The organism is Pseudomonas sp. DR208 (assembly GCF_019823005.1).
GTDB classification, from domain to species: Bacteria; Pseudomonadota; Gammaproteobacteria; order Pseudomonadales; family Pseudomonadaceae; genus Aquipseudomonas; species Aquipseudomonas extremorientalis.
In genome coordinates this window covers 5,361,629-5,374,188 of sequence record NZ_CP081944.1, presented here as the reverse complement: position 1 = coordinate 5,374,188, position 12,560 = coordinate 5,361,629, and the positions used below count along the sequence as shown (strand labels likewise).

The window sequence follows — 12,560 nt, the reverse complement described above, 5'->3', positions numbered from 1 at the left end:
TTTACTCGCGGATCTGTATCTAACGCGCGCATTTTGAACGCCCTACCATGGCGGCCAAGCTGACAACCTTGGCCAAATGTTTCGCCGACAACCTTACACCCCAGGAGCCCAACAATGCCCGAACCGTCCAGTTGGCTGGCCTATGCGCTGATTTCTCTCGGCATGGTGCTCACGCCCGGTCCGAATATGATTTACCTCATCTCCCGTTCGATCTGCCAGGGCCGCACGGCCGGGTTGATTTCCCTCGGCGGCGTGGCGTTGGGGTTTCTGGTTTATATGGTGTGCGCGGCTTTGGGGATCACGGCCCTGGTCATGGCGGTGCCGTTTGCCTATGACGCGCTGCGTTTCGGCGGTGCGCTGTACCTGGCGTACATGGCCTGGCAGGCGATCCGGCCGGGTGGGCGTTCGCCGTTCCAGGTGCGGGATCTGCCCAAGGACAGCCCGCGCAAGCTGTTCACCATGGGCTTGGTGACCAACCTGCTCAACCCCAAGGTGGCAGTGATGTATTTGTCGTTGCTGCCGCAGTTCATCGACCCGAACGGTCATGGCAGCGTGTTGACGCAATCCCTGGTGCTGGGCTTTACGCAGATTTTCATCAGCGTGAGCGTCAATGCGGTGATTGCCACCATGGCGGGGTCCATCGCGGTGTTTTTCGTTACCCGGCCGGGTTGGCAGGTGGTGCAGCGCTGGTTGATGGGCTCGGTATTGATGGGGCTGGCGGTGCGGATGGCGGTGGAGGGGCGGCGCTGAACCGTGCGTTACAGGATGGCTTTCAGGTAATCCTTGAGTGCGTTGAGCGGGGCATTGAGTTCATCCAGTGTCGACGCCTGGCGCACGTCCAGCGCCAAGCGCTGCAACTCGCGCCCCATCACTGTATCGGCCCCGCCCAGTGCTTCAAGCGCTTGATCAACACATTCCGCGACTTTGGATTGAATGGCCGCCAAGTCTCCCTGCCGCACCAGCAGCCCGAATACCTCCCGCTCATACCCATCCATCACCGGATCGTCCCGCAAGACCGGGCTGCCGCCGTCCGTCTCGTGCACCAGCTTCAGTGCAAAAAGCGCAACAGCTTCCAGCGTCAACTCCATGGTCTTGGTTCCTAGGGCTTGGGGGAGGGCGATGATCACTGTTCCAGGCAGGAAAAAAAAGACCCCAATACCGCGAACTGCCAGGCTCACCCTCCTGTGAAGTCATCTTCCCAAGGAACGATATTAATTAGCCATGTTCCAACTCGCCGTGCCAAATGCACCCGGCCACCAGACTGACAGTGTGCAAGGCTTAACCCATTACAAGGACGCAAACACTTATGCAGTCATCCCCTACCCAAGCACCTTCGGCCACCGGCGAGCTGATCGCGAGTTTCCGCCACGGCAAAGGCTTCCTGATTTTCAGTTTGATATTCGGGGTTGTGTTACTGGCCCTCGCCGGTTTTGTGCTGTACCTGGGCACGATACTGCCACCGGGCAACGATGGCCCGGTCAACCTCCAGACATCACGTGGCATGGCCTTGAACTTTGCCAACCCACATACCCTGATCTACGCCACCAGCGCCTTGCTGGTCGTTCTTGCCGTGGGCGTGTTTGCAGCCTACGCCTGGCACAAAAAACTGCGCGCGCCACGCTACAACGTGTTTGAGTTCGGCATCGAACGCATCATCAACGAGCAACGCGAGTACACGGCGTTTGCCGATATCGAAGACCTGTACTTGTTCGGCTCCGGGCAAACCGTGATGACCGGCATGATCACCAACCTGGCCTATCGACGAAACGCGTCCGAGCCGTTTCATCGGGTGATTGAAAGCCTCAAAGGCTTTTACGAATTCCAGCAACTGGTGCGTGAATTGCACGTTCGCGCACGCATGCCGGCAGTGATCGCGACGCTGGAGATGGGCGGGGCTGTGACGTTCAACTGCATCAGCTCGGGGCAGGTCTGGGGCAAACGCGTGAGTGGCAACTTCCTGAAAATCACCACCTCGCCAATCGTCGTCAGCCGCGCATCCCTCGAGTACCAGGGCCACAAAGTGCCGATGTCGTCGCTGCGCAGCGTCGACCTCAACGCCTGGACCGAAAAAGTGGTGATCAAGGACGAGAGCGGCAAACCTGTGTTGTCGACTATCTCTACCGGCATTCTGAGTCACGACCTGTTCCTCAATACCCTCGATGCCGTGTTTGCGGCGCAACAACAAACACGCGAGCGGGCTTGAGCCAGCAGCGTCACAGCTGAGGATTAAATGATGATCTATCGCGGCGCAGGCTGGCTGACGTTGTTTACACCGGTGGCGATGGTGCTGCTATTGATGGGGCTGTGGCCCGACCCCAGCGTCAAACCCGGCAACACATCGCTGATGCAGGTGTTGCTCGGCTTCGGGGTGGGGTCAGCGATCAACACCCTGCTGGGCTTTGTACTGAACCGACAACCGCACGTCGATGGCGTGCGCCACCACTTCTTTTTCATGCCAATGCAATGGCCGGCGTTGGCGATCACGGTGGTCTGCGCGCTGATTGCCTTGTTGAAATAACCCTACCGGCCGCCCGGCAAGGGCGGCCTCAAGGAATGCCTGCCTCAGGTCCACGGGTCATTAACATATCGGTCATAAACCAGACGGAAGGCACTCAACAGACCTAAAGTTGAGGCGCTAGGGGCGGATAAACACTATGTCGTTTATATCCGCAACACTGTTCAAGGACCGAACTCATGCCCCAGCGCCTATCCAGCCGCATGCCCCTTCCCGTTTATCCTCGTTTCCGTTGGTTCGCCTTGATCCCGGTCGTGCCGGCCGTTTTGTGGATACTCGTGCAATCAACCTCGCCGGCCAATCTGCTGGCCTGCGCGGTACTGGTGGTGATCGGCCTCGGTGCCTGTGCCTGGAGCGCGGCTTCACAGCGCAACGCACTGCAGCGAGCGATTGCGCAGGCGCAGGCAGACCAGTCGAGTGCGCATGCACATGACGGCTTGGCCTCGCGTGCACAGCTCGATGAGGTATTGCTGGGTGCCATGCCCATCTGGGCCAAGCAGGTGGAAAGCTCGCGCCATCAGACCGAGGAAGCGATTGTGAGCCTGGTGAACCGTTTCACCGGGATCGCCACTCGCTTGGAGGAGACGGTACAAGCGTCGCAGCACGCGGCCGGCGAGCTGGACGGGCAGGCCGCTGACGGCGCGCTTGAGGTGCTGGCGCGCAGTGACAGCGAGTTGAGCCAGGTGATCAATTCGCTCAAGGCCACTCAAACCAGCCGTGACCAGACCCTGGCGCAGGTGCGCAGCCTGACCGCCTACACGGGCGAACTGCGTACCATGGCCGCTGATGTGGCAGCGATTGCCGCACAAACCAACCTGCTGGCCCTCAACGCGGCCATCGAAGCGGCGCGCGCCGGTGAGGCCGGTCGCGGCTTCGCGGTGGTGGCCGATGCGGTGCGCAGCCTGTCGAGCAAATCCAGTGAAACGGGCCAGCAGATGTCGGCCAAGGTCGACATCATCAACAACGCCATTACTCAATTGGTGCAGGCCGCGTCCAGCAGTGCCGACCAGGATAGCCATTCGGTGGCCGAGTCCGAAAACAGTATTCAAATGGTGCTCACACGCTTCCAGAACATCACTGGGCGCCTGGCCGAATCCGCCGATCTGCTCAAGCAGGAAAGCTACGGCATCCGCGATGAGATGACCGAGGTGTTGGTCAACCTGCAATTCCAGGACCGGGTCAGCCAGATCCTCAGTCACGTGCGCGACAACATGCACGCCCTGCATGACCATCTGCAACAGGCCAACCAGACCCCGGACCAGCCGCTGGCCATCGACGCCCGCCAATGGCTGGCGCGCATGGAAACCACCTATGCCACTGACGAGCAACGACGCCTCCATCGCGGCGAGGCGGCTGTGCAGTCGAATTCCCAAGACATCACTTTCTTTTAGGAGCACATCATGGCGAAGAATGTATTAGTGGTCGACGATTCCAGCAGCGTGCGCCAAGTGGTCGGCATCGCCTTGAAAAGCGCCGGTTACGACGTGATCGAGGCCAGCGACGGCAAGGACGCCCTGAACAAGCTGACCGGACAAAAAGTGCACCTGATCATCAGCGACGTGAACATGCCCAACATGGATGGCATCACCTTCGTCAAGGAGGTAAAGAAGCTGGCCAACTACAAGTTCACACCGATCATCATGCTGACCACCGAGTCTCAGGAATCGAAGAAGGCCGAAGGCCAGGCCGCGGGCGCCAAGGCGTGGGTGGTCAAGCCGTTCCAGCCGGCGCAAATGCTGGCGGCGGTCTCCAAATTGATCCTGCCCTGACACCCGGCGCCAGGGAGGCCACCATGCCGATCACTCACGAAACAATCGACGACACCGCCCATGTGGGCATCGACGGCGAACTCACGATCTACACCGTCGCTGAACTGGCGGGCGCGTTGTTGTCGCAGATGGGCGCGGCCCCGCGCCTGGAACTGGACCTGTCCCAGGTGACGGAAATGGACGGTGCCGGCCTGCAGTTGCTGGCCGTCATCCAGCGTGAAGCCGGCATTGCCGGTACCGCCTTGAGTGTGACCGGCCAGAGCCAGGCAGTCATGCAGGCGCTCCAACTGTGTCGCAGCGCCGCGCTTTAAGCGGCACTGTCCCGTTCATTGATCGACAAGGAAAGTCCAGGTGAGCATCAATCTCGATCAGGCACTGCAGACCTTCATCGTCGAGGCGCGCGAGCTGCTGCAGGCCATGGAGCAATCCCTGCTGCAGTTGGAAAGCGACCCCGGTGACCAGGATGCCATCGGCGCGATTTTCCGCGCCGCGCACACTATCAAGGGGTCCGCCGGGCTGTTCGGCCTCGCGTCGATCGTGGGGTTCACGCATATCGTCGAAGACGTTCTCGACCGCCTGCGCGATGGCAGTGTGGCGGTGGACGCGGCGTTGATCGCGCTGCTGCTCAAGTGCGGCGACCACATGCTTGAACTGATCGACGTGGTCGCCAGTCGTGGTGAGACGCCGACCCCGGCCGCGCTGGAGCGCGGTGAGACCTTGCGCGAGGCGCTGAGCGACTACCAGCCGCTGCGCACCGCCACCGCCGATGTCGTACCCGCTGCGGTGCACGACGACGGGGGGGCCGATGTGCTTTGGCATATTTCTCTGCGTTTCGGCGTGGACGTGTTCCGTAATGGCATGGACCCGCTGTCGTTCCTGCGCTACCTCGATACGCTGGGGCAAATGGTGCAGGTCACCACCCTGACCGACAGCATCCCCGCCCTGGAGCACTGGGACCCGGAAAGCTGCTACCTGGGCTTCGAGATCGACCTGCGTTCGACGGCCAGCCATGCCACGCTCAACGAAGTGTTCGACTTCGTGCGCGACGACTGTGACGTGCACATCCGCGCCGTCGACGAAACGCCCGAAAGCAGCGTCGCCATCGGCAGTGACCTGACCGCGCAAGTCGAGCCAGGCCTGGCCCCCGCGTCGCCCCAGCGCCAGCCAGCGAACAGCGAGGCGAAAACCCGCGACGGCAGTTATGTTCGGGTCAACGCCGACAAGCTCGACGAGTTGATCAACCTGGTCGGCGAATTGGTGATCGCCAGCGCCGGCGCAAGCCTGTTGGCGCGCTCCTGTAACAACGACCCGCTGCAGGAGGCCACCTCGACGGTGTCGGGGCTGGTGGAAGAGATCCTCGATGGTGCCCTGCACCTGCGCATGATCCCCATCGGCGACACGTTCAACCGCTTCCGCCGCGTGGTGCGCGATGTCAGCCAGGAACTGGGCAAGGACATCGAGCTGATCATCAGCGGCGCGGAGACCGAGCTGGACAAGACCGTGGTCGAGAAGATCGGCGACCCGCTGATGCACCTGCTGCGCAACGCCATGGACCACGGTATCGAAAGTGCCGATGCGCGACGTGCGGCGGGCAAGTCGAGCAAGGGCCATCTGAGCCTGAATGCCTACCACGACTCTGGAAGCATCGTCATCGAAATCGCCGACGACGGCGCCGGGCTCAACCGCGACCGCATTCTGGAAAAAGCCCAGGAACGCGGGCTGGTGGCCAGCGGCGCGGTGCTCACCGACCAGGAGGTCTACAACCTGATCTTCGAAGCGGGCTTCTCTACCGCCGAGGCCGTCACCAACCTCTCCGGGCGGGGCGTCGGCATGGACGTGGTCAAGCGCAATATCACGCTGTTGCGCGGCACCGTGGACCTCGACAGCCGCCCAGGCCAGGGCACGGTGGTGCGCATTCGCTTGCCGCTGACCCTGGCGATCATCAATGGCTTCCTGGTCGGCATCGACCAATCCACCTACGTGATTCCGCTGGACATGGTCCAGGAATGCGTCGAGCTGGATGAACGCCAGCGCCAGTCCAGCCGCGATCAGGGCTATCTGGACCTGCGTGGCGAGGTGCTGCCCCTGGTGGACCTGCGCGACCACTTCAGCCACGAAGGCCCGGCCGCGCGCCGTCAGAACGTGGTGGTGGTGCGCTATGCCGAGCACAAGGCCGGGCTGGTGGTCGATGACCTGCACGGCGAGTTCCAGACCGTGATCAAGCCCCTGGGCAAGCTGTTCGGCGCACTGCGCGGTATCAGTGGCTCGACCATTCTGGGCAGCGGCGCGGTGGCCTTGATCCTGGATGTACCGGCGCTACTCAATCAAATCGTACAACTGGAAGCCCGCACGGCCCAGGCGCCTCAGTCGCCACCGCTCGTCGCCCGCTGACGTCTTTGCAATTCCATGGAGGTTCCCCGATGAAATGGTTCTACGATCTTAAAATTTCCACCAAGCTGATCAGCTCGTTCCTGGTGGTCCTGGCCCTCACCGGGGCCATGGGCGCCTTCGCTATCCTTCAGCTCGGTGCCGTCAACCAGGCCGCCCAGGACATCAAGGGCAACTGGATGCCCTCCATGCGTGCCGCCGCAGGCATGCGTTTTTTTGCCGCCAACTATCGCTTGAAAGAAAACCGCCACATCGGTACCGAGATTCCCGAAGAAAAGGCCCAGGCCGAACGCGAAGCCGCCGAGGCGCGCCAGCAGTTCGAAACCCGCATGCAGACCTACGAGCAATTGCTGTCGAACGATGAAGATCGTCAACTCCTGCTTAGCGTGAAAAGCGCATGGGACGCCTACATTGCGAGCAGCAAGCAGGTCCTGGAGTTTTCCCGTCAGAACCAGGAAGCCCAGGCGCGCAGTTTGCTCCGGGGTGAATCCAAAGGGCATTTCGATGAGGTGACCAGCCGCCTGCAGAAAATGGTCGAGCTCAATGACGCCGGCGCCACTGCCGCGGGTGACAAGGGCTCGGCGCTGTATGAAAGCTCACGCGTGTCGATCATCGCGGTACTGGCCGCATCCCTGCTGATCGGTCTGGGCCTGGCGATATTCATCGCGCGGATCATTTCCCGGCCGTTGCGCCAGGCGGCGAGCGCCGCCGAGCAATTGGCCGAAGGCAACCTTAATGCGCACATCGAGCCAGGTGGCAAAGATGAAACCGGCATGGTGCTCAACGCCATGCGCAACATGGTCGGCAAGCTGGCCCATATCATCGGCGAAGTGCGTAACGCCTCCGATAACCTCGCCAGCGCCTCCGAACAAGTCAGCGCCACCGCGCAATCGATGAGCCAGGCCACCAGTGAACAGGCCGCCAGTGTCGAGGAAACCAGTGCGTCGGTCGAACAGATGAGCGCCAGCATCAACCAGAACACCGAAAACGCCAAGGTCACGGATGGCATGGCCAGCAAAGCGGCCAAGGAAGCCACCGAGGGCGGCGAATCGGTACAGCAGACGGTGGTGGCGATGAAGAAAATCGCCCAGCGCATCAGCATCATCGATGATATCGCTTACCAGACCAATCTGCTCGCGCTCAATGCCGCCATCGAGGCCGCCCGGGCCGGCGAGCACGGCAAGGGGTTCGCCGTGGTGGCCGCCGAAGTGCGCAAGCTGGCCGAACGCAGCCAGGTCGCCGCCCAGGAAATCGGCGAACTTTCTTCCAGCAGCGTGGAGATGGCCGAGAAAGCCGGCAAGTTGCTCGACGAAATGGTGCCTTCCATCAACAAGACGTCCGACCTGGTGCAGGAAATCAGCGCGGCGTCCGAAGAACAGGCCGCCGGTGTCGCGCAGATCAACACGGCGATGACCCAGCTCAACCAAGTGACCCAGCAAAACGCCTCAAGCAGTGAGGAACTGGCGGCCACGGCCGAAGAAATGAGCAGCCAGGCCGAGCAACTGCAACAGGCCATGAGTTTCTTCGTGCTGGATTCAGCGTCCAAGGCTGCGGTGCAAAGCACCGGCGTGGACAGCTCCGGCAGCACGCCCAACCGTCAACCGCCGCGCACTAAACCAACGCCGCCGCGCAAGGCGTTCGCCTACACCATGGCCAGTGCCCCGGACGAATCGGATTTCACCCGCTTCTGATCGCACGATCGATGCGGGCCTACAAGGGAGAGTAGTGACATGGGCGCAGTAATGACGACTCGGCAGACCGCGGTGGCGGTCGATGAGGATGCGCAGTACCTGACCTTCATGCTGGGCGGCGAAATGTTCGCCATCGGCATCCTGGGGATCAAGGAAATTATCGAATACGGCAGCCTGACCGTGGTGCCGATGATGCCCGCTTTCGTGCGCGGGGTGATCAACCTGCGCGGCGCAGTGGTGCCGGTGGTGGACTTGTCGGCGCGCTTTGGGCGGGCCAACTCGGCGATCACCCGGCGTTCCTGCGTGATCATCATCGAGGCGAGTACCGAGGACGGTCAGCCACAGGACATCGGGCTGCTGGTCGATACGGTATCTGCCGTGCAGGAGATCCCGGCCACGCAGATCGAACCGCCACCGAGTTTCGGTGCGCGCATTCGCGCCGATTTCATCAGTGGCATGGCCAAGGTCGAGGGCAAATTCGTGATCGTGCTGGAAGTGGACAAGGTGCTGTCCATCGACGAGATGTCCAGCCTGGCCGAGGCCGGCCAGGCGCCGGCCCCTGACCTCGACCTGCGTTGAGGCTCGATCATGTCAGACACCGTCTCCATCGACGATCATGAATTCGGTCAGTTCCAGACCTGGCTGTACCGGGCGGCCGGCATCAACCTGTCGCCCGCCAAGAAAGCCCTGGTGGCCGGGCGCCTGTTCAAGCGCCTCAAGCACTATGAGCTGCAGAGCTATGGTGAGTATTTCAAGCTGATCATGAATGACCAGCGCAAGGGCGAACTGCAGGTTGCGCTGGACTTGCTGACCACCAACGAAACCTATTTTTTTCGCGAGCCCAAGCACTTCGACTTCCTGCGTCAGCACGTGCTGCCCCAGGCCGCGCCGGGCCGGATGTTTCGCGTGTGGAGCGCGGCCAGTTCCACCGGCGAAGAGCCCTACAGCCTGGCGATGACCCTGGCCGAAAGCCTCGGCACCACGCCCTGGGAAGTGATCGGCTCGGACATCAGCTCCCAGGTACTGGCCAAGGCGCGCACGGGGCATTACTCAATGGAACGCATCGAGACATTGCCCCAGCCGCTGCTGGTCAAGTACTGCCTCAAGGGCATGGGGCGTCAGGAGGGCACCGTCCTGATCGACAAGACCTTGCGCAATCGCGTCAATTTTATCCAGGTCAACCTTAACGAAGCGCTGCCGGCGCTGGGGGAGTTCGAGGTGATTTTCCTGCGCAACGTGATGATTTATTTCGATCAGCAGACCAAGAGCCAGGTGGTCGCGCGTCTGTTGCCGCTGCTTAAACGCGGTGGTTATTTGATCATCAGTCACTCCGAAAGCCTCCACGGCGTCAATGACACCTTGAAGCTGGTGGCGCCGTCGATTTACCGCAAGCCATGAAAAAGCCTGTGGGTACGACCGAAGTGGTATTGGCGCCTGGCCAAGTCAGTTTTGCAACGCGGCCGACGCGCCTGCGGACCCTGCTCGGCTCCTGCGTGGCGATCACCTTTTGGCATCCGCAGCGGCTGATCGGCGGCATGTGTCACTTCATGCTGCCGGGGCGCCTGCGCAACCATCAGCCCCTCGATGGCCGGTATGCCGACGAAGCCCTGGAACTGCTGCTGCGTCACGCGCAAATCAATGGCACGCATGTACGGGATTACCAGGTCAAGCTGTTCGGCGGCGGCGAGATGTTTCCTGATCTGCAACGTCGTCTGCCGACGCAGGACGTCGCCAGCCTGAATATTCGCGCGGCGCTGGCCCTGGCCGAGCGTCATCACCTGCACCTGACCGCCCAGGACATGGGCAGTACCGGTTACCGCACGATCATGTTCGACCTGTGGAACGGCAACGTCTGGGTTCGGCACCAACCAATGGGAATACTTCAAGAAGATGCCTACCAAAAAAATCAGTGTGCTGCTGGTCGATGATTCGGCCGTGGTGCGCCAGGTACTGCTGGCGATTCTCAGCGATACGCCGGATATCCACGTCATGGGGGCGGCTTCCGACCCGATTTTCGCCATGGACAAACTGGCGCGGGAATGGCCGGACGTGATCGTGCTGGACGTCGAAATGCCGCGCATGGACGGCATCACGTTTCTCAAGAAAATCATGAGCGAGCGGCCAACGCCGGTGGTGATCTGCTCCTCGCTGACCCAGAAAGGCGCGGAAACCTCCCTGCAGGCGCTGTCGGCGGGCGCTGTGGAAATCATCACCAAGCCCTCAACCGGCCTGAAGAGTTTCCTGATTGAATCGGCGGCCGAGTTAGTGGCCGCGATCCGGGCCGCCGCAAACTCCAACGTCAGGAACCTGGGAAAACGCAGCGTCAGCCCGCCCTTGGTTCCAGCCAGCAAGCTCAGTGCCGATGCGATCCTGCCCGCCGCCAATGGCCATGCCATGGCCCAGACCACCGAGCGCATCGTCGCCATCGGCACCTCCACCGGCGGCACCCAAGCGCTGGAGGCCGTGCTGACGGCACTGCCGCGCGTGTGTCCGGGTATGGTGATCGTGCAGCACATGCCCGAGAAGTTCACCGCTTCGTTCGCCGAGCGCCTCAACAGCGTGTGCGAAATCGAAGTGCGCGAAGCGCGCAACAACGACCGTATCCTGCCTGGCCTGGCCCTGATCGCACCCGGCGGTAAGCACCTGATGGTCAACCGCAGCGGCGCCTATTACCACGCTCAGGTGATCGATGGACCGCTGGTCAACCGCCATCGCCCCTCCGTGGATGTGCTATTTCGCTCGGTGGCCCGCTACGCCGGCAGGAATGCCACCGGCATCATCATGACCGGCATGGGCGACGACGGCGCACGCGGGCTCAAGGAAATGCTCGAGGCCGGGGCCGCGACCGTCGCCCAGGACGAAGCCAGTTGCGTGGTGTTCGGCATGCCCAAGGAAGCCATCAAACTCAACGCCGCTCAGCGCATCATGGCGCTGGAGGATATTTATCGGGCGATCTTGCATAAGTGAGGGGGGAGGGGGAAGGGGCGGGTGTGTAGGTAGGTGAGTTGTTGTTGCGTCGACGAGCCACTTTTCTACAGGCGAAAAAAAAGACCTTGAATTTCAAGGTCTTTTTTTAAGATGGTGCCCGAGGGAGACTGGAGTCTTCTAGTAAACTCAAGGCCTCCAGAGAGGTTTGCTGTTTAGGGATACATGTAGGGATACACGATCTCTTTTGCTGGGCCTATTCTAATGTGCTTTCGCGGACCTCAGTAATCGGCTGAAGCTGGAAATTGCGAGGTGTATGTCATCTCGGGTATCTCCATCCCATTCCTCAACCGTTTCGAGCTCTGCTCGTAGCTTGGCAATACGGTGTTCGATCTCTTCGATTTCTGGGGCGCCACATTGCTGGGCGATTGCCTGCCAACGGTCATCAGAGATTTTTTCCTGTACAGATAAACCGGAGCGGGCATCTGCGATTAGCTTTTGGAGGTTACTCATCTGAGATCTCGGATCGGGTTACAGAAAAAGACGCCGGGGACCCTGACGATATCCTGATCATACGGGGTCAGAAACCCGCGGGATCGTGGTAGCGGCAGCCGTACCAGCTTACTGAAATTTCAACGTTGAAATTGAAAGGATCTTGAAGAGAAAAGTGCATCCTTACCGGATGTGTAACGGTCATGGGTTTCGTTCAGAATAGTGAACGATTGGCCTGGTCAACTCGGTCAACCAGTCAACTAACTTTGGAGCCCAGCCACTAACGAGATCCGGCGGGTTCTATGCCCCGTGTCTATCCGAAATGCCCAGGGTCCCCAGCGGCTTTCCGATTCATAGGGCAAATGCACTGGTGAACAGCTGTTCACCCGGTTCAACTGTTCACTAAGCTGGGCACCTTTCCGCTGCCACGATCACGCGGGTTTCCTACCCCGTGACAAACCAACATGCGCAGGGACCCCGCTGTCTAATCAAAGCCAAGAACATGATCGATCTCCTTTCGCTGGAGGAGCAATACTGATGGGGCTAGGGGGATACCCTAATAAAACCGTGTTACGGGTGTTACGGGTGTTACGATATTTATTAAGTATATGTTTTTAAATGATTTATTTTGCGTTACACAGCTGTGTTTCGTTTGCCGATAGACGTGTTACACGGCAAATAGGTGTTACATCAAGAACTGCTCTGCGAGGAGCGGCTTATGATGATTGGACTACAGTCTTTAACTTAGAAGGGCTGCTACCGGCCAAAAGCGGACTTTGA

The 12,560-nt window shown here is 60.5% G+C and carries 14 protein-coding genes; 12 read left to right on the top strand and 2 right to left on the bottom strand.

What is annotated here, in order from left to right:
- The first annotated feature begins 114 nt into the window (after positions 1-114).
- Complete coding sequence (locus K5K89_RS24240) at positions 115-750, top strand: LysE family translocator (RefSeq protein ID WP_092249278.1); 636 nt, start codon at positions 115-117, stop codon at positions 748-750.
- Positions 751-758: 8 nt separating this feature from the next.
- On the opposite strand, the gene K5K89_RS24235 is transcribed toward K5K89_RS24240, so the two are convergent.
- Positions 759-1,088 carry a hypothetical protein gene (locus tag K5K89_RS24235; RefSeq protein ID WP_092249275.1) on the bottom strand — a complete coding sequence of 110 codons (330 nt, stop codon included), beginning with the start codon at positions 1,086-1,088 and terminating at the stop codon, positions 759-761.
- A gap of 218 nt (positions 1,089-1,306) precedes the next feature.
- Here K5K89_RS24235 and K5K89_RS24230 point away from each other — a divergent pair, with 218 nt between their 5' ends.
- The 11 genes from K5K89_RS24230 (at position 1,307) to K5K89_RS24180 (ending at position 11,330) form a co-directional block, all read left to right on the top strand.
- Positions 1,307-2,203 carry a hypothetical protein gene (locus tag K5K89_RS24230; protein ID WP_093128352.1) on the top strand — a complete coding sequence of 299 codons (897 nt, stop codon included), beginning with the start codon at positions 1,307-1,309 and terminating at the stop codon, positions 2,201-2,203.
- A 27-nt stretch (positions 2,204-2,230) separates the two neighbouring features.
- Complete coding sequence (locus K5K89_RS24225; RefSeq protein WP_093128354.1) at positions 2,231-2,518, top strand: hypothetical protein; 288 nt, start codon at positions 2,231-2,233, stop codon at positions 2,516-2,518.
- Positions 2,519-2,694: 176 nt separating this feature from the next.
- On the top strand, positions 2,695-3,906 hold the full coding sequence (locus tag K5K89_RS24220; RefSeq protein ID WP_093128358.1) for a methyl-accepting chemotaxis protein: 1,212 nt from the start codon (positions 2,695-2,697) through the stop codon (positions 3,904-3,906).
- Between the two features lie 9 nt (positions 3,907-3,915).
- Complete coding sequence (locus K5K89_RS24215) at positions 3,916-4,284, top strand: response regulator (RefSeq protein WP_058423391.1); 369 nt, start codon at positions 3,916-3,918, stop codon at positions 4,282-4,284.
- 23 nt (positions 4,285-4,307) lie between these two features.
- A complete protein-coding gene (locus tag K5K89_RS24210; RefSeq protein ID WP_058423390.1) occupies positions 4,308-4,595 on the top strand; it encodes a lipid asymmetry maintenance protein MlaB in 288 nt (95 codons plus the stop codon).
- Between the two features lie 40 nt (positions 4,596-4,635).
- Positions 4,636-6,675, top strand: coding sequence for a chemotaxis protein CheA (locus K5K89_RS24205; RefSeq protein WP_222540390.1), 2,040 nt, complete (start codon positions 4,636-4,638; stop codon positions 6,673-6,675).
- A 29-nt stretch (positions 6,676-6,704) separates the two neighbouring features.
- Positions 6,705-8,363 carry a methyl-accepting chemotaxis protein gene (locus K5K89_RS24200; protein WP_093128366.1) on the top strand — a complete coding sequence of 553 codons (1,659 nt, stop codon included), beginning with the start codon at positions 6,705-6,707 and terminating at the stop codon, positions 8,361-8,363.
- A 39-nt stretch (positions 8,364-8,402) separates the two neighbouring features.
- Positions 8,403-8,942: a chemotaxis protein CheW gene (locus K5K89_RS24195; RefSeq protein ID WP_058423387.1), complete on the top strand. Its 540-nt coding sequence runs from the start codon at positions 8,403-8,405 to the stop codon at positions 8,940-8,942.
- Positions 8,943-8,951: 9 nt separating this feature from the next.
- The gene (locus tag K5K89_RS24190) at positions 8,952-9,761 is read left to right on the top strand and encodes a CheR family methyltransferase (RefSeq protein WP_092249251.1); all 810 of its coding nucleotides are present in this window, start codon (positions 8,952-8,954) and stop codon (positions 9,759-9,761) included.
- Positions 9,758-10,291 (top strand): chemoreceptor glutamine deamidase CheD, encoded by a 534-nt coding sequence (gene cheD / locus K5K89_RS24185; RefSeq protein ID WP_092249248.1) that lies wholly within the window; start codon positions 9,758-9,760, stop codon positions 10,289-10,291. The genes K5K89_RS24190 and cheD overlap by 4 nt, the downstream gene beginning before the upstream one ends.
- On the top strand, positions 10,254-11,330 hold the full coding sequence (locus K5K89_RS24180) for a chemotaxis response regulator protein-glutamate methylesterase (RefSeq protein WP_093128371.1): 1,077 nt from the start codon (positions 10,254-10,256) through the stop codon (positions 11,328-11,330). The genes cheD and K5K89_RS24180 overlap by 38 nt, the downstream gene beginning before the upstream one ends.
- 219 nt (positions 11,331-11,549) lie before the next feature.
- On the opposite strand, the gene K5K89_RS24175 is transcribed toward K5K89_RS24180, so the two are convergent.
- Complete coding sequence (locus tag K5K89_RS24175; protein WP_222540389.1) at positions 11,550-11,801, bottom strand: hypothetical protein; 252 nt, start codon at positions 11,799-11,801, stop codon at positions 11,550-11,552.
- Positions 11,802-12,560 lie beyond the last annotated feature (759 nt).